Origin of the sequence: Cyanobium sp. Candia 9D4, assembly GCF_024346155.1 — a bacterium.
In the GTDB taxonomy this organism is placed as follows: domain Bacteria; phylum Cyanobacteriota; class Cyanobacteriia; order PCC-6307; family Cyanobiaceae; genus Cyanobium; species Cyanobium minutissimum.
The window spans coordinates 1-19,340 of sequence record NZ_JAGQCK010000011.1; the positions used below are offsets into that span (position 1 = coordinate 1).

The 19,340-nt window shown below is 64.7% G+C and carries 20 protein-coding genes; 14 read left to right on the forward strand and 6 right to left on the reverse strand.

Annotation, left to right across the window (positions count from 1 at the left end):
- From KBZ08_RS14840 to KBZ08_RS14850, 3 genes are all read right to left on the reverse strand, one after another.
- The coding region (locus KBZ08_RS14840) for a DUF4912 domain-containing protein (RefSeq protein WP_254973989.1) at positions 1 to 469 on the reverse strand (469 nt) is incomplete at its 3' end.
- 239 nt (positions 470 to 708) lie between these two features.
- Positions 709 to 1,473: a phycobilisome rod-core linker polypeptide gene (locus KBZ08_RS14845; RefSeq protein ID WP_106222799.1), complete on the reverse strand. Its 765-nt coding sequence runs from the start codon at positions 1,471 to 1,473 to the stop codon at positions 709 to 711.
- Positions 1,474 to 1,590: 117 nt separating this feature from the next.
- Entirely contained in the window at positions 1,591 to 2,211 is a 621-nt protein-coding gene (locus KBZ08_RS14850) for a phycobiliprotein lyase (RefSeq protein ID WP_254973943.1), read from the reverse strand.
- 32 nt (positions 2,212 to 2,243) lie between these two features.
- On the opposite strand from KBZ08_RS14850, the gene KBZ08_RS14855 reads away from it, so the two are divergent.
- Complete coding sequence (locus KBZ08_RS14855) at positions 2,244 to 3,224, forward strand: EamA family transporter (RefSeq protein ID WP_219904488.1); 981 nt, start codon at positions 2,244 to 2,246, stop codon at positions 3,222 to 3,224.
- On the opposite strand, the gene KBZ08_RS14860 is transcribed toward KBZ08_RS14855, so the two are convergent.
- Together KBZ08_RS14860 and sufR are read right to left on the reverse strand one after the other, a co-directional pair.
- Positions 3,184 to 3,558 (reverse strand): hypothetical protein, encoded by a 375-nt coding sequence (locus KBZ08_RS14860; protein WP_254973945.1) that lies wholly within the window; start codon positions 3,556 to 3,558, stop codon positions 3,184 to 3,186. The genes KBZ08_RS14855 and KBZ08_RS14860 overlap by 41 nt on opposite strands.
- A gap of 3 nt (positions 3,559 to 3,561) precedes the next feature.
- On the reverse strand, positions 3,562 to 4,281 hold the full coding sequence (gene sufR / locus KBZ08_RS14865) for an iron-sulfur cluster biosynthesis transcriptional regulator SufR (protein ID WP_254973947.1): 720 nt from the start codon (positions 4,279 to 4,281) through the stop codon (positions 3,562 to 3,564).
- 213 nt (positions 4,282 to 4,494) lie between these two features.
- Between sufR and KBZ08_RS14870 the strand changes: the two genes are divergently transcribed.
- The 7 genes from KBZ08_RS14870 to KBZ08_RS14900 all read left to right on the forward strand — a co-directional run bounded on the left by KBZ08_RS14870 (position 4,495) and on the right by KBZ08_RS14900 (position 11,312).
- Positions 4,495 to 4,860, forward strand: coding sequence for a ferredoxin-thioredoxin reductase catalytic domain-containing protein (locus tag KBZ08_RS14870; protein WP_106222794.1), 366 nt, complete (start codon positions 4,495 to 4,497; stop codon positions 4,858 to 4,860).
- Positions 4,861 to 4,876: 16 nt separating this feature from the next.
- Positions 4,877 to 6,319, forward strand: coding sequence for a Fe-S cluster assembly protein SufB (gene sufB / locus KBZ08_RS14875; protein WP_106222793.1), 1,443 nt, complete (start codon positions 4,877 to 4,879; stop codon positions 6,317 to 6,319).
- 73 nt (positions 6,320 to 6,392) lie between these two features.
- Positions 6,393 to 7,196, forward strand: a complete 804-nt coding sequence (sufC, locus tag KBZ08_RS14880) for a Fe-S cluster assembly ATPase SufC (RefSeq protein WP_254973950.1) — start codon at positions 6,393 to 6,395, stop codon at positions 7,194 to 7,196.
- A 1-nt stretch (position 7,197) separates the two neighbouring features.
- The gene (sufD, locus tag KBZ08_RS14885) at positions 7,198 to 8,478 is read left to right on the forward strand and encodes a Fe-S cluster assembly protein SufD (protein ID WP_254973951.1); all 1,281 of its coding nucleotides are present in this window, start codon (positions 7,198 to 7,200) and stop codon (positions 8,476 to 8,478) included.
- A complete protein-coding gene (locus KBZ08_RS14890) occupies positions 8,475 to 9,782 on the forward strand; it encodes a SufS family cysteine desulfurase (protein WP_254973954.1) in 1,308 nt (435 codons plus the stop codon). Before sufD ends, KBZ08_RS14890 begins: the two co-directional genes overlap by 4 nt.
- A gap of 305 nt (positions 9,783 to 10,087) precedes the next feature.
- Positions 10,088 to 10,717, forward strand: coding sequence for a hypothetical protein (locus KBZ08_RS14895; protein WP_254973955.1), 630 nt, complete (start codon positions 10,088 to 10,090; stop codon positions 10,715 to 10,717).
- 370 nt (positions 10,718 to 11,087) lie between these two features.
- Entirely contained in the window at positions 11,088 to 11,312 is a 225-nt protein-coding gene (locus tag KBZ08_RS14900) for a GNAT family N-acetyltransferase (protein ID WP_254973956.1), read from the forward strand.
- Positions 11,313 to 12,313: 1,001 nt separating this feature from the next.
- On the opposite strand, the gene KBZ08_RS14905 is transcribed toward KBZ08_RS14900, so the two are convergent.
- Positions 12,314 to 13,096, reverse strand: a complete 783-nt coding sequence (locus tag KBZ08_RS14905) for a GGDEF domain-containing protein (protein WP_254973958.1) — start codon at positions 13,094 to 13,096, stop codon at positions 12,314 to 12,316.
- A 430-nt stretch (positions 13,097 to 13,526) separates the two neighbouring features.
- On the opposite strand from KBZ08_RS14905, the gene KBZ08_RS14910 reads away from it, so the two are divergent.
- The 6 genes from KBZ08_RS14910 (at position 13,527) to KBZ08_RS14935 (ending at position 19,292) form a co-directional block, all read left to right on the forward strand.
- The gene (locus KBZ08_RS14910; protein WP_254973960.1) at positions 13,527 to 14,426 is read left to right on the forward strand and encodes an alpha/beta fold hydrolase; all 900 of its coding nucleotides are present in this window, start codon (positions 13,527 to 13,529) and stop codon (positions 14,424 to 14,426) included.
- On the forward strand, positions 14,407 to 15,285 hold the full coding sequence (locus tag KBZ08_RS14915; protein ID WP_254973961.1) for a DNA alkylation repair protein: 879 nt from the start codon (positions 14,407 to 14,409) through the stop codon (positions 15,283 to 15,285). The genes KBZ08_RS14910 and KBZ08_RS14915 overlap by 20 nt, the downstream gene beginning before the upstream one ends.
- 114 nt (positions 15,286 to 15,399) lie before the next feature.
- A complete protein-coding gene (locus tag KBZ08_RS14920; protein ID WP_254973963.1) occupies positions 15,400 to 16,902 on the forward strand; it encodes an alpha/beta fold hydrolase in 1,503 nt (500 codons plus the stop codon).
- 33 nt (positions 16,903 to 16,935) lie between these two features.
- Positions 16,936 to 17,223 (forward strand): hypothetical protein, encoded by a 288-nt coding sequence (locus tag KBZ08_RS14925; protein WP_254973965.1) that lies wholly within the window; start codon positions 16,936 to 16,938, stop codon positions 17,221 to 17,223.
- 40 nt (positions 17,224 to 17,263) lie between these two features.
- Positions 17,264 to 18,121, forward strand: a complete 858-nt coding sequence (locus KBZ08_RS14930) for an ABC transporter six-transmembrane domain-containing protein (protein ID WP_254973967.1) — start codon at positions 17,264 to 17,266, stop codon at positions 18,119 to 18,121.
- A 733-nt stretch (positions 18,122 to 18,854) separates the two neighbouring features.
- A complete protein-coding gene (locus KBZ08_RS14935; RefSeq protein ID WP_254973968.1) occupies positions 18,855 to 19,292 on the forward strand; it encodes a hypothetical protein in 438 nt (145 codons plus the stop codon).
- Positions 19,293 to 19,340 lie beyond the last annotated feature (48 nt).

A 19,340-nucleotide genomic window follows, 5' to 3' on the forward strand; every position in this document is an offset into this window, starting at 1 on the left:
AGAAGGCCAGGGAGATCCAGCCGCCGCCACCGCCCTTGCGGTAGCCGAGCTCGACCCGGTAGTCGCGGTCGGAGAGGGGGACCGGGAGGTACCACTCGGTGGCATGGCTGTCGACCACCACCTCCTGAAGGGTGTGGGGATGGGAGGAGCCGCCGGCCAGGCCGGTGACGTCGGCGACGCGCAGGCAGAGCTGGGAGGCGCCGGCGTGCAGGGCGTCGGAACGGTCGTCTTCGGAGATGTCCCAGAAGACGTAGGCCCACTGGGGATCGCGGGGCAGGAAGACGACGCGGGTTTCGGCCGCCGGCCGCGGCGCCGGAGCCATCTCGGCCTCGATGCGCTCGAGGCTGCGGCCCTCACCCTCCTCCACCTGGCGGGTGCTGATGGCCTCCACCAGCTCCTCCTTGGACTTGCGGCTGTACAGAGAAACGCCGAGGTCGCTGGCGATCTGCCGCAGCTGGCGCAGCGTCATCATCGCCAGGGAGGTCAGCGTCTTCTGGCTCACAACATCAGAATTCGTTTGGGATCAGTCTGGAGGAGGTTTCCGCCTTTGGGCGGCAGCGCTCGGCCGTGGTCAGCATCCACTGACGGCCATGGGCGCGCCCGATCCCCCTCTCCCCAGACGGGGACACGAAAAAGCCCCGCCGCTGGAAAGCGGTGGGGCCAGGGGAACGCAGGGGCCGGCGGGGGACCGGCCGGCGAGGGCCGTGCTCAGCGGCCGATGCTGCGGTAGGGCACCTTGGAGAGGTAGTCCATGCCGGTGTTGCCGGCGGCGGCGCTGCCGACACCACGCAGGGCAGGCAGGGTGCGGACCCAGGGCAGGTAGTCCTGGGGGAAGCCGCCGCGGCGCTGCTGGGCGCGCTCGGGGAAGCTGCGTGACTTGCCGGTGTAGACGATCTGGGGGAAGCCCAGGATGCCCCGGTAGTAGGACTCGTAGCGGGGGGAGGTGATGTTGAAGGGGGTTTCGCCCACTTCGCGGGAGCCCACCACCCGGTTGCGGTGGTAGGGGACGGTGTCGTAACCGAAGGCGTCCAGGTACTCCTCGGAGTCGAGGATGGCGTCCACCGCGCCCTTGACCCCTTTGGTCATGATCACGGCGGACCAGGCGATCTCCTCCGCCTTGCCGTGGACCGGGCGGCCCAGCAGCTTCTCGACCAGGTGGCGGGCCACCCGGTAGTTGCTGTTGAGGTTGTAGAAGCTGCGGTTGAAGGTGTCCGACAGGCAGAGCGCGCGGATGAACTCCCGCACGTTGATCTGGCCGTCCCGCAGCTGGGACTCAAGGGTGCGGTCGCGGTCGACCTTGAAGGCATGGAAGAAGATCTGGCGGTAGGCCGCTTCGATCACGAAATTCTGATCTTCCCGGTCCATGGCCTTGTCCATGGACACGGCCTTGGGGTCCTCGTCGGAACCCACCCGGAACGGCGCGACGCGCGAGTTCTGGGAGGTGGGGGGGTACTTGAGGAGTGGAAGAGCCACGCGTGGTCCGGCATCCGTCGTTGGGGATCGTAGAAGTAGGGCCCCGGCGGCCCCGGGCCCGGGAGGGCAGGGCTCACAGTCCGTAACGTTGGCGACACAACACCGGCGCCGCTCCCGTCACCAGCCCAGGGCCGACAGGCAGGTGGTTTCGGGGCTCGCCGGGGCGCCCGTTGCCTCGGCTTCGTCGCCTGTGCCGGTGGCCGCCCCGTCGACGATCCGGGTCTCGACGCAGAAGGAGGCGGTGTTGGAGAGCCCCTCGACGGTGCTGGTGCGCAGGCGCACGTCGGGCCCGGCGAAGCTGAAGCGCTCCAGGCTGTTCATCGTCTCGTAGCTGGTGGTGAGCAGCAGGCCGTCCCGGTCATCCATGGCGAAGTGGCCCGCCACCGGCGCCGTTTCGGCGTAGCCGCGATCGCGCAGCAGCAGGCCGCACCGGCCCCGTTCGTCGGTGGGGATCAGGCCGAAGACGCTCTCGCCCTCGTGGGCCTCGCCGGCCTTGTCCCAGGCCATCGAGCCGCTCCAGCGCACCCGGCAGCCGCCCACCAGGCCGGCCGGATCCTGGCCGTGCAGGACGGCGATCGCCTCCAGGCGCGGATCGGCCGCCTCCAGCTCCACCACTTCAATGAAGGAACCGCCCGCCTCGGCGCGGCGGTGCAGCAGGTGGTGGCTGCTGCGCTGGGAGCGCCAGCGGCCGCAGCTGAGCCGGAAGAAGCTGATGGCGTCGGCGATGGATCCGCTCACGGGGGCCTCAGGCGATGGGGCGTGATCAGGCGATGATCGCAACTCCCCCACCCTCCCGCGGCCCCCTGTCCGCCGCCCCCGCCGCCGCCGCCCCCGTCGCCGCCGCCCTGGCGGCCGCCTTCTGCTGGGCCTTCTCCAGCCTGCTCTGGCGCCGGCTGCCCACCTCCCTCTCGGCCGCCCGGCTGAACCTGCTCAAGAACCTGCTGGCGGTGGCCCTGCTGCTGCCGCTGGCCCTCGTGCTGCCCTGGCAGATGGCGCCGCGCTCGCTGCTGCTGCTGGCCCTCAGCGGGGTGCTGGGGATCGCCCTGGGGGACACCCTGTTCTTCGCAGCCCTGCGGCGACTGGGCACCCGGCGCACCCTCACCATCGATGCCGGCGGTCCGGCGGTGACGAGCCTGGCGGGGGTGGCCCTGCTGGGGGAGGTGCCCCGGCCGGCCCAGTGGCTGGGGATCGCGTTGATCAGCCTGGCGGTGCTGCTGGTGGTGCACCAGCGCGCCCCCCGGCAGGACGGGCCCGAGGGGGAGCTGCCGGCGGAAGGTGATGGGGCGGGCACCGACGCGGCCGCTGACGGGCTCGGGGTGGCCCTGGCCCTCGGGGCCCTGGCCTGCGGCAGCGGCGGGGCGTTGCTGGCGCGGGCGGGGCTGCTCGCCGGGGGGCCGGCGCCGCTGCAGGCGGCCACCCTGCGGCTGGCGGCGGCGGCCCTGGTGATGCTGCCGCTGCTGACGGGGCTGCCGCGGGCCGTGCAAGGGCCCCGGCCAGCCGGGCGCCGCTGGCCCCTGGCCCTGGCCGCCACCCTGCTGGGCACCAGCGCCGGCATCGCCCTGCAGCAGACGGCCCTGGCGGGCCTGCCGGGGGGCCTGGCCGTGGCCCTGCTGTCGACGGCGCCGGTGATGGCCCTGCCCCTGGCGGCCCTGGAGGGGGATCGGCCCGGCTGGCGGGGGGCATTGGCCGCCGCCGCCGCCCTGGCCGGGGTCAGCCTGGTGGCGGGGCTGGTGGGGCTGCCGGGGGCCTGAGGCGACGGTCGGCCTCGCCGGTGGCCCAGTGCACCAGGTCGGGCAGGTCGAGGTCGAGGGGCGCCTTGCCGGCGGCGGCGGCGATGGCCGTCAGCTGGGTGGCCACGTGGCCCATCTGGGTGAGGAAGGCCTGCTCGAAGCCGGCATCGGCGGCAATCACCGGCTGGGCGGCGGCCCAGGCCGCCACGGCCGCGTCCGGCGGGAGCTCACCGGTGCGCCGCCCGGCGATGGCCTGGAGGGTGCGCAGGCCATGGGCCAGGAGCCGCAGGTGGTGGCGCTCCAGGGTGGGCAGCAGGGTGGCCTCCAGCTGCTGCAGCTCCTCAGGGCTGAGCACGGCTCAGCCGACCGCGGCCACGGGGTCGGCGGCCACGGGGGCGATCCGGAAGCCGCAGCTGTGGCCCCCCTCGAGCCGCCAGTGGACCCGCTCAACCGCGCAGTCGGGGAAGGTGTGGCGGATCAGGCGCAGTTCCTGGTCGCAGACGACGGGGTACTGCTCGGCGATGCGCATCACCGAGCAGTGAAATTCGCTGATCACCCAGGCGGGGCCATCGGCGTTGTCGGTGGCGGGGGCGTCGTCGCGGCGGCATTCGGCCACGTAGCCCTCCTTGCGGCGCAGCTCCACCAGGCGCTCGATCCGCTGGGCCAGGGGGCCGCCGCCGATCTGGCGGCGGTAGTCGTCCGCCTTCTCCTCGGCCTGCTGGCGGAGCACCAGCTCGAGGGTGTCCGCCGGCAGGCTTTCGGTGAGGGTGTGGAGCAGGCCGAGGGCGAAGGTCTCGCTGCCGTCGGGGAAGCGGCCCTGGCCCAGGGCGGTGAGGTGCCAAACGTTGCTGGGCCGGCCGGGACCCTCGTGGGGCGCGCTCGCCTCGACCAGGCCGTCGTCCTCGAGGCTGCGCAGGTGGCGGCGCATCACCTGGACCGACACGCCGAGGGCGGCCGCCAGCTGACCCGCCGTCGCCTCACCTTCCCGCAGCAGCACCGAGAGGGCCGCTTCCCGGGTGGGATGGCTTCCCTCGGCGGGAACGGCCGGAAGGCCGCGGGACTGGGCGGGGGCGCTCATGACGGGCGTCTGACCACAACGACGGGCGTCTGACCAAAACACCATGCCACGCACGCCGGGGGATTGGGGGCCGGGCGGTGGTGCCCGCCGGGGCGTCACAATGACCTTTCCATGCCGTCAACGGACCACGCCTGTGCCCTAGGCTCCCGCAGTAACGAAACCAAAGTGTTTCGTTATTCGATCCACCGGTGCGCGCAACCCGACGCTCTGCCCATGACCGACGCCTCCACCACGACGACCCCCGCAGCCGGTGCCGAGAGCCTGGAGGTGATCCGCCGTTTCGCGGAAACCTACGCCCAGCGCACCGGGACCTACTTCTGCAGCGATCCGGGGGTCACCGCGGTGGTGCTCGAGGGCCTGGCCCGCCACAAGGATGAGCTGGGCGGTGCCCTCTGCCCGTGCCGCCACTACGAGGACAAGGAGGCGGAGGTGGCCCAGGCCTTCTGGAACTGCCCCTGCGTGCCGATGCGGGAGCGCAAGGAGTGCCACTGCATGCTCTTCCTCACCGAGGACAACCCCTTCCGGGGCGAGCTCCAGACCATCAGCCTCGAAGACGTCCAGTCCCTCACCGCCGGCTGAACCGGCCCCCTTCCCCATGGCGAGCAGCGCAACCGTCGGCGATCTGGTGAGCCAGCCGTATAAGTATGGCTTCGTCACCGACATCGAAACCGAGAAGATCGCCAAGGGCCTCAGTGAGGACGTGGTGCGGCTGATCTCCGCCAAGAAGAACGAGCCGGCCTTCCTGCTCGACTTCCGCCTGCGCTCGTACCGCCAGTGGCTGCAGATGGAGGAGCCGGACTGGGCGACCCTGGGCCATCCGCCGATCGACTACCAGGAGATCATCTATTACGCGGCGCCCAAGCAGCAGGAGAAGAAGGCCAGCCTCGATGAGGTGGACCCGAAGCTGCTGGAAACCTTCGACAAGCTCGGCATCCCCCTGAGCGAGCAGAAGCGCCTCTCCAACGTGGCGGTCGATGCGGTGTTCGACAGCGTCTCGATCGCCACCACCTACCGGGAGAAGCTGGCGGAGCACGGTGTGATCTTCTGCTCGATCAGCGAGGCGGTGAAAGACCACGCTGACCTGATCGAGAAATACCTCGGCACCGTGGTGCCCGGCAACGACAACTATTTCGCCGCCCTCAACTCCGCCGTGTTCAGTGACGGCTCCTTTGTGTTCATCCCGAAGGGCGTCGAATGCCCGATGGAGCTCTCCACCTACTTCCGCATCAACTCCGGCGACACCGGCCAGTTCGAGCGCACCCTGATCGTGGCCGAGGAAGGCGCCTCGGTGAGCTACCTGGAGGGCTGCACGGCGCCGATGTTCGACACCAACCAGCTGCACGCGGCGGTGGTGGAGCTGGTGGCCCTCGATGACGCCTCGATCAAGTACTCCACCGTCCAGAACTGGTATGCGGGGGATGAGAACGGCAAGGGCGGCATCTATAACTTCGTCACCAAGCGGGGCCAGTGCCGCGGCGACCGCAGCCACATCAGCTGGACCCAGGTGGAAACCGGGTCGGCGATCACCTGGAAGTACCCCAGCTGCGTGCTTCAGGGGGCCGATTCGGTGGGCGAGTTCTACTCGGTGGCCCTCACCAACAACCGCCAGCAGGCCGACACCGGCACCAAGATGATCCATGTGGGCCCCCGCACCCGCTCCACGATCGTGAGTAAGGGGATCAGCGCCGGCCACTCCTCCAACAGCTACCGGGGCCTGGTGCAGCTGGGCCCCAAGGCCGTGGGCGCCCGCAACTACAGCCAGTGCGACTCGATGCTGATCGGCGACCAGGCCGCCGCCAACACCTACCCCTACATCCGCTCCCAGCAGCCGGATGCCCGCATCGAGCACGAGGCCAGCACCTGCCGGATCTCGGCCGACCAGCTCTTCTATCTGCAGAGCCGGGGCATCGCCTTCGAGGAGGCAGTGTCGATGATGGTGAGCGGCTTCTGCCGCGACGTCTTCAACCAGCTGCCGATGGAGTTCGCCGCCGAGGCCGACAAGCTGCTGGCCCTCAAGCTCGAGGGTTCGGTCGGCTGATCCCGGCCCACGGCCACCCCGGCCGGCCCAATGCTTCTACCCCTGTCCCTTCCCTGCCCTTTTCTCCCCCGCCGTGATCCGCCCCGACGCTCCCGTACTGCTCGAGATCCGTGATCTCACGGCCCGCGTGGAGGACCAGCCGATCCTCAAGGGGGTGTCCCTGACGATCCGCGCCGGTGAGATTCATGCGGTGATGGGCCGCAACGGCAGCGGCAAGAGCACCCTCTCCAAGGTGCTGGCGGGCCACCCGGCCTACACCGTCACCGGCGGCAGTGTGCTCTATGAGGGCGAAGACCTGCTGAGCCTGGAGCCGGAGCTGCGGGCCCGCGCCGGCCTGTTCCTCGGCTTCCAGTACCCGGTGGAGATCCCGGGGGTGAGCAACCTCGAGTTCCTGCGGGTGGCCACCAACGCCCGCCGCGCCGGCAAGGGGGAGGAGGAGCTCGACACCTTCGCCTTCGAGGACCTGGTGCGGGAACGGCTGCAGGTGGTGCAGATGGATCCGGCCTTCCTGGAGCGCAGCGTCAACGAGGGCTTCTCCGGTGGCGAGAAGAAGCGCAACGAGATCCTGCAGATGGCCCTGCTCGAACCGCTGGTGGCGGTGCTGGACGAGACCGACTCCGGCCTCGACATCGATGCCCTGCGCATCGTGGCCGGTGGCGTGAACCACCTGGCCGGCCCCGACAACGCCACCCTGCTGATCACCCACTACCAGCGGCTGCTGGATGTGATCACACCCGACTACGTGCACGTGATGGCGGCGGGCCGGATCCTGCGCACCGGCGGCAAGGAGCTGGCCCTGGAACTGGAGGAGCGCGGCTACGACTGGGTCGACGCCGAACTGGCGGCCCTGGAGCGCACACCGGCGGAGGTGGGCTGAGATGGTGGCCGCTTCGCTCTCCACCCCCACCGCCGCCGCCGACGCCGCCCCCGGTGGCTGGGTCGCCGCCCTGCTGGCGAACGTCCCCGGTTTCGCCTCCCCTGGCGCCGATGTCCTGGCGCCCAGCCGCTCGCGGGCGGCCCAAACCCTGGCGCAGGCCCCGCTGCCCTCGCGGCGCGTGGAGGCCTGGCGCTTCACCGACCTGGCGCCTCTCACCGCCCTGAGCCCCACCCTGCTCAGCCCCGCCCCGGCGGCGCAGCCTGAGACGGTCGCGGGCAGCCTGCGGCTGAGCCTGGATGGCCACAGCGATCCCCTGGCCGGGATCAGCCTGCCGGCGGGCCTGGAGCCCATCAGCGGCGCGGAACTTGAGGCGTCCCTGGGCCAGGTGCTGGCGGCCACCGGCAGCGCCGAGCTCTGGCCGGTGCTGCTCAACGGCGCCACGGCGCGCCACGTGCTGGCCCTGCGGGTGCGCGGCGCCGTCGCCACCACCCTGGAGCTGGTGAGTGACGCCGGCGACGGCGAAGGGATCCTGCCCCTGCGGCTGCTGCTGGTGCTGGAGCCGCAGGCCTCGGTGGAGGTGCTGCAGGTGCACCGCAGCGGCGGCGCAAACCTCACCAGCGTGGTGCTGGAGGCCCGGCTGGGCGAGGGCGCCGAGCTGCGCCACGGCCTCCTGGCTCCCGGTGCCGACACGGGCTGTCTGCTGGCCACCGTGGCGGTGGAGCAGGCCACGGGCAGCCGCTTCAGCGGCGTGAGCGCCCATGGCGGCTGGTCCCTGGGACGGCTGGAGCCGCGGCTGGTGCAGCGGGAGGGGGCGGCCCACAGTGCCCTCAAGGCCCTGCAGCTGGCGGATGGCCGCCAGATCAGTGACACCCACAGCCAGATGGTGTTCGAAGGCCCGGATGGGCGGCTGGAGCAGCTGCACAAGGCGGTGGCCGACGGACAGGGCCGCAGCGTGTTCAACGGGGCGGTGCAGGTGCCCCGTGCAGCCCAGCGCACCGATGCCGCCCAGCTGAGCCGCAACCTCCTGCTCTCCGACCGGGCCCGGATCGACACCAAGCCGGAGCTGGAGATCGTCGCCGACGACGTGCGCTGCGCCCACGGCGCCACCGTGAGCCGGCTGGAGCAGGACGAGCTCTTCTACCTTCAGAGCCGCGGCATCGCCGCCGACCAGGCGGCCCGGCTGCTGTTGCGGGGCTTCTGCGAGGAGGTGCTGCAGGAACTCCCCGACGCCGCCCGGCCGTGGCAGCCTCTGGCCAGCCTGTTGGGGGAGCAGGGACGATGACACCGACCTCCACGAACTCCCCGAGGATCGCGGCGCCGCCGCTGGCGGCCACGCCCGTGGTGGCCGACCTGGCGGTGCAGACGCGGCCCGATTTCCCCCTGCTGGCCCAGACGGCCTGCCTGGGGCAACCGCTGATCTACCTGGATTACGCCGCCACCAGCCAGAAGCCCCGCCAGGTGCTGGAGGCGCTGCAGCAGTACTACAGCCTCGACAACGCCAACGTGCACCGCGGTGCCCACCAGCTGAGCGCCCGCGCCACCGACCATTTCGAGGCGGCCCGGGGCAAGGTGGCCGCCTTCATCGGTGCCGCCAGCGCGCGGGAGATCGTGTTCACCCGCAACGCCAGCGAGGCGATCAACCTGGTGGCCCGCACCTGGGGTGACGCCAACCTGCGCGAAGGCGATGAGGTGCTGCTGTCGGTGATGGAGCACCACAGCAATCTGGTGCCCTGGCAGCTGCTGGCGGCCCGCACGGGCTGCGTGCTGCGCCATGCGGGCGTCACCGAGAGCGGCGAGCTGGATCTGGAGGACTTCAAGGCCAAGATCAGCGATCGCACCAGGCTGGTGAGCCTGGTGCACATCAGCAACACCCTGGGCTGCCTCAATCCGATCGAGGCGGTGGCAGAGCTGGCCCACGGGGCCGGCGCCCTGCTGCTGGTGGATGCCTGCCAGAGCCTGCCCCACAAGCCGGTGGACGTGGCCGCCCTGGGGGCCGATTTCCTGGTGGGTTCCTCCCACAAGCTGTGCGGGCCCACGGGCATGGGCTTCCTCTGGGCCCACGAAGCCCTGCTGGAGGCGATGCCCCCGTTCCTGGGCGGCGGCGAGATGATCCACGACGTCTACCTCGACCACAGCACCTGGGCCGATCTGCCCCACAAGTTCGAAGCCGGCACCCCGGCGATCGGCGAGGCGATCGGCATGGGCGCCGCCCTCGATTACCTGCAGAACCTGGGCATGGAGCGCATCCACGCCTGGGAGCGGCAGCTCACCCGGCGCCTGTTCGAGCGGCTGCAGGCCATCGACGGCGTGCGCATCCTGGGGCCCACGCCTGACCAGCAACCTGACCGGGCCGCGTTAGCGGCGTTCAGCGTCGACGGCCTGCACGCCAACGACATCGCCGCCCTGCTCGATTCGGCCGGCATCTGCATCCGCAGCGGCCACCACTGCACCCAGCCCCTGCACCGCCACTACGGCCTGGCCAGTTCCGCCCGCGCCAGCCTGGGCTTCACCACCACCCCCGAAGAGATCGACCGCTTCGCTGAGGAGCTGGAGGGAACGATTGGGTTCCTGAGGGAGCACAGCTGAGGGGGGGCAGGCGATAAGGGAGCATGCTTTGCCGTGGCTCTTGGCTGAGAGACGGCCAGGGCTAGGGTGTGACATCTGTATCGGCCCGAACATGTGGATATCGGACCCGTTAGCCACGGTTATCGTTGGTGCTCCAGAAGTAGGTAACTGCTGCGCTGCAATGGTTTTGGCGGAAGTCAGCTGGAAGCACCGGCGTGGTTCACGGAAGGATAGGACCGCCATTGGGTGGTTATCGGAAACCGTCTAATTGGCGTTATACGTATCGCTAAGCTTTCAGCTATCAAGCAAGGAACCTACAAGGTCTGATGTTCAAGCCAGATCCATCCGAAATCGCTGCTGCTCTTCAAGAGCTATGCAAGCGGTGGGAGAACGTCTTAAATGCTCGTTACCAGACATGGTCAGGGCATTTCAGTGGCTTAATGGCCTTTATGAGAGACAATCCTTATATTGCCGATATTCTAAAGGAAGCTAGTCAGCAAAGTTCCGTCGCTTTTAGGGACTGGTGGTCCGAGTTCCAGGCAACAGGAAACTCTTTTGTTGGGACAAAGTCATATTCTATACCCGAAGACAATACCACCAGGGCAGTGCTCTTTTATCAGTTCCTGGAAGAGATTGAGGCAGGGAGGATTGACCTTCAAGGATTTTGCGTTGATGCATATGGGGTATCAAAGTTTCAAGATATGATGGATACGTTCAACCGTGAGATTGTGTCCCATATAGTGGGAGAGATAGAAAGGAAGTTGATTGATCTACAAAGCACTATAAGTGGCTCTCAGCTTGCAGACGAAGATCCTCCAGAAGTTGGAAAGGTGACATACGTGAGCTCACGGCGAATAGAAGAACTCAGGTTACTGACCACGCAGGACTTTGATTTATCAAGACTGGTTCGCTGCTTGAAGAGCTCAACTCTAACTACGAGAACAGCTGCTTCATGAGTTGCGCCATGCTAGTCAGGGCAATCACCGATCACATCCCTCCAATCTTCAATAAATCAACCTTCGGAGAGGTTGCCTCTAATTATGGAGGAAGGTCATTCAAGGATTCAATGGAATATCTTGATCGCGGCCTTCGGAAGATTGCCGACAATCAACTTCATTCCCAGATTCGTCACAAAGAGTCTTTGCCCACAGCTCAGCAAGTTCATTTTTCCCCGATGCTTGACGTACTACTCGGCGAGATTATCATCCTACTTTCTAGATGAGAACGTATAACAACACCATCCACCAGGGCCGCCACCGAGGGATGTCTCAAGTCGCGCAATCAATCAGCGGCCTGGTGATGGCGAGCGTTAGGTAAAAGATAAGCATGACGCTGCTGATCCAAGAAGTTCCTGTAACAAGTGCTCCAATTGAACTACTGCTACTTGCCGATCCCTCAGAAGACAAGATTCGCTCCTATCTTTCAGGATCAAAATGCTTCGTTGCTTCAAGGGGTGCGGTTGTGGTTGGTGCATGCGTCGTACAGCCACGTGGCACAGATACCTATGAGCTAATGAGCATTGCTGTTCACCCAGCCCACCAGAAGTCCTGAAACGGCACAGCGCTATTGAAATGGGTTATTGATTTCTTTCGCAACTCTGGAGCACGGCAACTAGAGGTGGGCACCGGCACGTTCGGCTATCAACTCGCTTTCTACCAGCGTCATGGTTTTCGGGTTACAAGTATTGACCGTGACTTCTTTTTCAAGAACTACCCAGAGCCCATCTTGGAGGACGGAATACAGCTCATCGACATGCTGCGTCTGACGCTGAGGTATTCAGGCAATGCTGCCTAACTATTTATTCAGGCCGGCGCCGTTTCGCGGTGCGGCTTCATTCAGGCGTTAACCAAGGCCGAGATAGCCTCTTCAAGCCCTATCTTAATCATCGATTCTGTAGGATCCATAGAGTTAGCCTTTCCCCCTGTCATGGGCAAGGGTGACACATCAAAGTTCCCTGATGAATTTATTTGAACTTATAGATGCAGCCCTGGCAGGGCAGCAGAAGATCGCCAACAATGGATCGAGACAATCATATGTATCCATGGCGGTAATGACTTGCCCTTGTGGCTCCCGAAGCAGGAATTCCCGGCCAGGAACGCAGCAGGCAGCGAAAGTGCCGCTGACGTCTGCCGCTGAGACCTGCATAGGTCTATCTTCGCTCGGGGATGTTCTTGCCCAGTGGGTTCGCACAACCGAAAGGATCTATGCCATTTCCTATGGCCAATGCGACGAGTGCTCATGTCCCGCTTATGCGGGCAGTGGGACGTATTGCGCCCGATCGAGCTGTGGGCATCATTGGAAGTCCCACAAAGCAGGATAACCCAATAGGCTCAATGTCCTGCCCTAGTGAGTAAATTCAGCAGCGATCTCTTCTTTCGGATGTGACTCACGGTGAATAATTTTCCGGAGCTAGGAGGAGCTGGAGATAGTTTGCATGGCATCGTTCTTCTGCAAGCAAACCCCTCGAGTGGACAAGCCCTCATCGATTCCCATGTTGAGTTGTCGGGATCGTGGCTGTCACTCAGGGGCAACCTTAATCCAATACGATAAAGTCAGTCCGCGATCGCCCACTGGTTCCGACCGTTATCCTTGGCTTTATACAATCCTTTGTCTGCTCGTGATAGCAGGTTGATGCACTTTGGATCTGGCGGGATAAATGGGCTGATGCCAATGCTAACCGTGCTGCGAATAGATTCTCCGGAAGTTAGTTCGATGGTGGCATTGGCCACATTCTCTCGAATCCTTTCAGCGACAGTGCATGCCTCTGGTAAGGGTGTGTTCGGCAGAAGTACGACAAACTCTTCGCCCCCGAAACGTGCAATGACATCATAGGGGCGAAGGGTAGACTCGCAAACTTGAGCAATCTTCTTCAGCACGATATCCCCATTGATGTGCCCATGGCAATCGTTGACTGACTTGAAATTATCAACATCAAGAATTAACAGCGACATTGGCTCGTTAGAGCGCAGAGTTCTTTCCGGCTCAATCTCAAGGCAATCCAAAAGATAACGGCGGCTGTACACCTTCGTTAGGGGGTCGCGGTTGACCATTTCCAGCAGCTGGGTTTGTAGATCCTCCAGCTCAATCAGGAGCTTGACAACGAAGCTGCTCGCTAAGGGCGCAACGATTCCCGGGACGATGGCGGCTACCAGTAATGACTTTAGGAGTACATCCACACCCTCCCACCAGAATACGGACATGATTACGCCAGTAACCATGCCCGACATCAGAATAGAGAATGCTGTAATAGCAAGCACTGAGCGATAACGCCCCATGCGGAAGATTGCGTTTCGCCAGGTCTTTGCTGTCTGTGCGTTATGGGCGGTCGTTGTCATGGTTCGGTGTAAGTCGGCCCATGGATTGGCTTCATGTAATCCTCAGTGCTATCGCTACATCATAAATCATTGGACCGGATAATGCTGTGATGATTTGGTTTGGGGCAGTGGTGGTCGTTTGTTTCTCCATTCAGCCGTAAGGCCTCTACCGCAAGCGTGACACATGTCGTCCTCGAATTCCCCTGCATGCCAAGGGCCTTCTGCAACGGCAATGGCTCAAGGTGCTTCACCGGCCTTGATTGGCGTGAACAGCACCTGCCGGCATCATTCAAGTAGGTTGAAGGGTGGCACTTCGATCATCTTCAGAGTTCTGGAGCGCGATTGCCTTTGTGAATGCGTTCCATTCAATGCGCCCTGCCGACGCGGCCTGGCTCCATCGTTGGCTTGAGATGTTGACATCAGACTATAGTGGATAGTCTCCATCGAGGAAGTGCAGTTGGCACGTGAAGGAGCTGTCCAAGTTGGGAATCGGACCCTCGCCTATCTCGAAGTCGGTGATGACGGCGGACCACTCGTCATCCATCACCACGGAGGGCCCTCCAGCCGCCTGGAGGCCAATCTCTTTGATGCGTCTGCCAGGGCCCATGGGCTGAGGTTCGTCTGTGTGGATCGGCCTGGTATCGGAGGGTCTGATCCTCAGCCAGATCGCACCTTCGTGTCATGGACCAACGATCTCCTGGCCTTAGCCGATTCCTTTGCTGCACAGGAATTCGCGGTGACCGGCTGGTCTGAAGGGGGCCCGTGGGCGCTTGCTGCCGCCGCCTACCTGGATCCTGCCCGTCTGGCCCATGTCACCTGCATCGCCGGTGCCAGCTACGGAACGTTCGGAGCCAACTGGGCCGCGAGATACCAAAGCAGCGTTGATGCACTTGGGGGGCGCCTGGCGTTGCATTTCCATCCTGGCTTCAGGCTCATGTATGAACTTCTGGGGTTGAGTGCGACGCGCTTTGAGGCCAGCTATATGCAGGCGCTGAAGAAGTCGATCGGTGTCTCTGATCAGGAGGTGCTGTCAGATGAGGGAGTCTGCCAATCTTTTCTGGAGGCATCGCGTGAGTGTTTTCGTCATGGTGCCGATGGACTGGTCGCTGACGCCACGATGCTCTACGAGGCCTGGCCCTTCGATATGACCACAGTGACCCGACCCGTCCACTTCTGGCAGGGAACGGATGACAAACTGGTGCCTGAACCCATCAACAGCACGGTGGCGGACCAAACCCCCGGAGCCATCTGGCATTCCATCAACGGCGGAGGCCACTTCATTGCCCTCAGCCATGCGGACGAGATCCTGGCTCAGGTTGCCGGAGATCTCCATGGCCAAGGGCATGGATAGGACCTCCATGACGCCTCGAGGACCCACCATCCCTTCAGCACCGAGATCCATTCAGAAGGGCACGCCCCTGAAGCTCCTGCTGGGCCAGGAGGCTATTGAGTGTCTGGCGCAGAATATTCAGTACGTAGATGCAGACTTCCCGGCCATCCGATTCTGTGAATCCGCACTGGCAGGCCTCGAACTGTTGACCATCATGCAGCGTGGCCTGCATATCGCCAGGGCGCTCCACGAATTCCTGCCTGGGAACTATGAGGAGTCTCTTCAAGTCCTCATGGCTTCCTTGACGCCGGAGAAGTCAGACACAGAAGACTTCGGCGTGGCAGGCTTTTTCTATCTTCCCCACAGCTTCTTTATTTCTGAGTACGGGCAGGACGATCAACACAATGGTGGCAGCGACCCCTTCGAGCCGTCGATGCTGGCGTTGCATGCCCTCACCAAGCGGTTCACCTCAGAGTTTGCCATCCGCACGTTCCTGATCCAGCAGCAAGAGCGCACGCTGGAGCAGGTCGATCAATGGCTTACCGACCCTAACCCGCATGTGAGGCGCCTCTGCAGTGAGGGGACACGGCCCAGGCTTCCTTGGGGGAAACGCATTCCTTCGTTTGTTGCCGATCCCAGGCCAACGCTGCCCATCCTTGAAGCTCTGAAGGACGATCCATCGCTGTACGTCCGCCGCAGCGTTGCCAACCACCTGGGGGACATCGCCAAAGACCATCCGGATCTCGTCTATGCCACCTGTGAGCGTTGGCTGCAGGACGGCGCCTCCGCAGATCTTCAGTGGCTGATCCGCCATGCGGTTCGCTATCCCGCCAAACAGGGAGATGCACGGGCAAGGAAGATCCGTGCGGCAGCTTGCTAGCATCCAATCAGTTCTTGACGTCGAATGAAGAACGACTGTTCTGATTTGTGTTCCAAACAAGCCCTTGATGGGTGGTTGGCATCAACTCAGACCTTCCGATTCGCTTTCCTGGCGATGGCTGTCCTAGTTGCAGGCGGCTCCGCTCCTGGTCACGCAGGGCAAGGTGCGGCCAAGTTCGGCCCGGCATGGACATCCGTCGACTGCAAGACCTTCGACGTCCCTCCCGCCATCGCCGCCCAGTCGGATTGCGGTTACGTCACCGTCCCCGAGCAGCATGCGAAGCCCAAGGGACGCACCATCCAGCTCGGCGTGGTCCGCACGCGCAGCACGGGAAAAACCCCGGCGGCTGATCCCCTGTTCGTGGAGCAAGGCGGCCCTGGGGATTCCACCATCGGCGACATCGCCAATGGGGCTCTCCCGAAGTACCCCGAACTGCCGGCCTTGCTGCAGGGCCGTGATCTGATCTTCGTGGAAGAGCGGGGCACCAGGTTTGCCAAGCCTTTCCTGTTCTGCCCTGAACTCAATGCCCACAACATCGCTGTGGCGCAGGGGAAGCAGAGCTACACCGACCCAAGCTGGATCAGGGCCTGTAACGCTCGCCTGAAGGCCCAAGGGGTCAATCCCAGCGCCTTCAATACCCGCGAGAATGCGGCCGATATCTACACCGTCGCCGAGACGTTGGGCTATCCGGTCTTCAACTACTACGGCGTGTCCTACGGCACGTTGCTGGGCCAATACGTCATCGCCCAGGCCGACAGGCACAAGTCCAAACTCCGCAGCGTGATCCTCGATGGCGTCGTGCGGCCGGATCTGGATTTCAATCTGGCCTCAAGTCATACCTTCAGCTACGCCCTGAGACACGTGTTCCGCGCCTGCGCGCAGGACCAACAGTGCAACGCGGCCTACCCGAATCTGGAGACGACGTTTCTGGGGATCGTCGATCGGCTCAACCAAAAGCCCGTGCCCCTGACCCTCACCATTCCCTCCAGCCAGCAGACCTTCACTACCCAGCTTGACGGCAACGCGTTCATCACGGGCGTCGTGCCCTATCTCGCCCGGCCCTATTCCGGTGAATCGTCCCGGGGCAGTTCCTTGCCCCAGTTCATCCACGCCGCCAGCCAAGGCAACTTCGGTTGGATCGCCGAATCCCTGTCGGATCTCGAACCGCGCGGGGCCAGGGAGATGTATCACACGGTCGTCTGTGCCCGGGGTCGATCGGTACGGGTCCAGCCCGGCCAGGTGCTGCCGCCGCCCTATCCGCAACTGCTCCCCCTGGGCCTGCGTGAAGCTGAAGCGGTCAACAATGCCTGCGACATTCTCCAGGTGGAGCAGAAACCTCCTTTCGTTTATGCCAATCCGCAGATTCCCACCCTGGTGCTGAACGGCAGCTACGACCCGATCACGCCGGCCCCCTACGGCGAAGCCGTGGCCAGGAACCAGACCACCGCCTACGTGGTCACCTTCCCCGGTGTCGGCCATGGGGCGCTGTTTGCGCCGCAGGGGATGCCCGCCGCCGCCTGCGTGACACAGATCGCCGCCGACTTTCTGGCCAACCCGAAGCAAGCACCCGACAGCCGTTGCCTCGCCCAGGTCAAGCCGGTATTCGTCGTTGAGTGATCGCTGCCCACTTCCAGCCCCGCCCTCCGAGCGATGACGTTCCTCTCCTTTCTCGTCCCGCTGCTGGTGCACTACGCGTTGACGGTGCTGCCACTGGGCGTGGGGCTACTGGCCTTTGCCAGGACAGGCCCCGGCCGCAGGCGTCAGCGTTGGATCGTGGTGGCTGGCCTGTTGGCTGTTCTGGGTGGCGTCCTTGTGCTGCTCCGGAGCAAGGCGGCTCTGCTGGGTGCGCCAGACGACGGCACCTGGTTCATCGTAGTGACGGGACTGCTGCCGATCGCCCTGGGGGGCGTCAGCCTGCTGCGCTGGTCGCGCCTCTGAGCCTCCGAAGCAGCCAGGCTGGGGACATCAGGGCCCGGTGATGCCGCAGACGCTCTTTTCCACCCTCTCCCCCGGTGAACGGCTGTCGATCGCCGGCACCTACTCCCTGACCCTGCTGGAGAACCTCTGCACGCTCTCCTATCCGGCGATCACCGGCTGGGCGGTCGATGGGCTGCTGAAGGGCAGCTACCGGGGCCTGTCGGCGCTGATCGCCGTGTGGCTCGTGCACCTGGTCACGGCCTTCGTGCGGCAGCGCTTCGATACCCGGGTCTTCATGGGCCTCTATGCCCGCCTCGCCGTGCGCACCGTGGCCGAGCAGAAGCGCCTCGGCCACGGCACGAGCATCGTTTCGGCGCGAGTCGAGATGATGCGCGACATGGTCGGCTTCTTCGAGGCCGACGTGCCGGCGATGTTCTCCCAGGTGGTGACCGTGGTGGGCTCGCTGGTGATGCTGTTCACCTACGACCTCCAGGCCGGACTGATCGCCATGGCGGTGCTGCTGCCGATGGGGCTCGTCAACGGCTGGTACTGGCGGCGCGCCCTGCGCCTGCACCGCGGCCTCAACGACCAGATCGAGCGCGAGATCGAGGACATCGAGGCGGCCCGCCCTCTGCGCCTGCGGCGCCACTTCGGCCGCGTGCGTCGCTGGCATGTGCAGCTCTCCGACAGCGAGTCGTGGACCTGGACCGTGACGGAGCTCGCCACGATCGTGGCGCTCGTGGTGCTGCTGATCGACTTCACCCGATCGGCGTCCTTCAGCGCCGGCGCCATCTATGCCGTGCTCGCCTACGTGTTCGACTATCTCGAGGGCCTCGACAGCGCTCCGGCGCTGGTGAACAACGTCGCCCGGCTCAGGGACATCCGGGCGCGGCTGGGCAACGCCGTGGCCGCCGATTGAGCGGACCCGGCAACGCATCTAGCGTCGGGCTATGTCCCCCCGGCTCTGGCGCGATGGCCACCACCCTGCGACCCCTGTTGGCGGCCCTGGAAACGATGCCGCCCAAAGGGCCCTGATCGGGTGCTCTGAACCCAGGCCGCAGCGCCGGCGCCACGCTCCCCAAGGCAGGCAAGCCGAGTCGGCCGCTGGCCCTTAACCACCTCTTAACGATTTATTTCAATGGCTGTAGGCGGTGGCCTCCTGGCCTGAAATGTGGACCATTGGATTGGCGCGGAGCGGTGAAGCCCCGGAAAATTGCGCTTATTGGTATCAGTGGCACTGGGAAAACCACCCTGGCACGTTGTATCTCACGGCTATCGGCTATCCCGTTGCATCATATGGATCGTCTGATCTGGGCTGACAATTGGGCAAGATGCAGCCTGGACGCGATCGATTCGGAGCTGCAAGCCATCCTCAGAACGGATGCCTGGATTGTCGAAGGTTGGATTGATTCGTACTCCCAGAAGATCCTGGAGGCTGCGGATCTTGTGATCTATCTCGACTATTCGGGTTGGTTGGCCCTGTGGGGTGGCCTGAAGCGAGGTTGGAGGCATCGTGTCACGCCCCGACCTGAGCTGCCAGCCGGTTGCTGTGATTCCTTGAGGTTGAAGGCTCTTCTTGCCCTGTTGCGCAAGGACGAGCGGCCGCGGATTGAACGCTTCCTGGCGACCTGGGCACCCGCCAACCTGGTCCGGTGCCGATCGCGATCGGAGGCTGCCATCGTGCTGGGACGCATGGGCTTGTGCGAAAGGCCCTCGAGGGCGACCTAGACGTCCACGCTGGCATCGCTCCGGTGTTCGGAATCCAATGGACCGATGAGGTCCGCACGGACGTCTCGCTTGAAGCGGATTTTCTTCGACACTCAGGTTCACTCAGCACGGCATCGTGGCGTGTGCCCGTCTGCCAGACCAACCACGTTCTGGTGCGCGACGAGGAGCCGCCGCTGTCAAACGCCGGACTCCAGGGAGTGTTTCAGGTCCTGCGCGATGCCGTGGCCACGCTGATCGATCGCACCCAGCCGTGCCACCTTGCCTGGAGCCAGGTCGAATTCGATGCGATCGGTGGCCTCAACCACTGGCTGGAACTGGCCCCCTGGCCCAGCCGGTCTGGACCCTCTTCGGCAGGCAGGTGAGTGGGGATGATGTCACCCTCCGCCCCGCCCGTGGCCTGGCGGCCACCC

Coding starts and splice junctions, on each gene's coding strand:
- KBZ08_RS14895 (WP_254973955.1), top strand. CDS start 10,088: ATGTTCAAGCCAGATCCATCCGAAATCGCTGCTGCTCTTCAAGAGCTA.
- KBZ08_RS14920 (WP_254973963.1), top strand. CDS start 15,400: ATGGCTGTCCTAGTTGCAGGCGGCTCCGCTCCTGGTCACGCAGGGCAA.
- KBZ08_RS14915 (WP_254973961.1), top strand. CDS start 14,407: ATGGCCAAGGGCATGGATAGGACCTCCATGACGCCTCGAGGACCCACC.
- sufD (WP_254973951.1), top strand. CDS start 7,198: ATGGTGGCCGCTTCGCTCTCCACCCCCACCGCCGCCGCCGACGCCGCC.
- KBZ08_RS14890 (WP_254973954.1), top strand. CDS start 8,475: ATGACACCGACCTCCACGAACTCCCCGAGGATCGCGGCGCCGCCGCTG.
- sufR (WP_254973947.1), bottom strand. CDS start 4,281: ATGAGCGCCCCCGCCCAGTCCCGCGGCCTTCCGGCCGTTCCCGCCGAG.
- KBZ08_RS14905 (WP_254973958.1), bottom strand. CDS start 13,096: ATGACAACGACCGCCCATAACGCACAGACAGCAAAGACCTGGCGAAAC.
- KBZ08_RS14855 (WP_219904488.1), top strand. CDS start 2,244: ATGATCGCAACTCCCCCACCCTCCCGCGGCCCCCTGTCCGCCGCCCCC.
- sufB (WP_106222793.1), top strand. CDS start 4,877: ATGGCGAGCAGCGCAACCGTCGGCGATCTGGTGAGCCAGCCGTATAAG.
- KBZ08_RS14900 (WP_254973956.1), top strand. CDS start 11,088: ATGACGCTGCTGATCCAAGAAGTTCCTGTAACAAGTGCTCCAATTGAA.
- KBZ08_RS14925 (WP_254973965.1), top strand. CDS start 16,936: ATGACGTTCCTCTCCTTTCTCGTCCCGCTGCTGGTGCACTACGCGTTG.
- KBZ08_RS14870 (WP_106222794.1), top strand. CDS start 4,495: ATGACCGACGCCTCCACCACGACGACCCCCGCAGCCGGTGCCGAGAGC.
- KBZ08_RS14930 (WP_254973967.1), top strand. CDS start 17,264: ATGCCGCAGACGCTCTTTTCCACCCTCTCCCCCGGTGAACGGCTGTCG.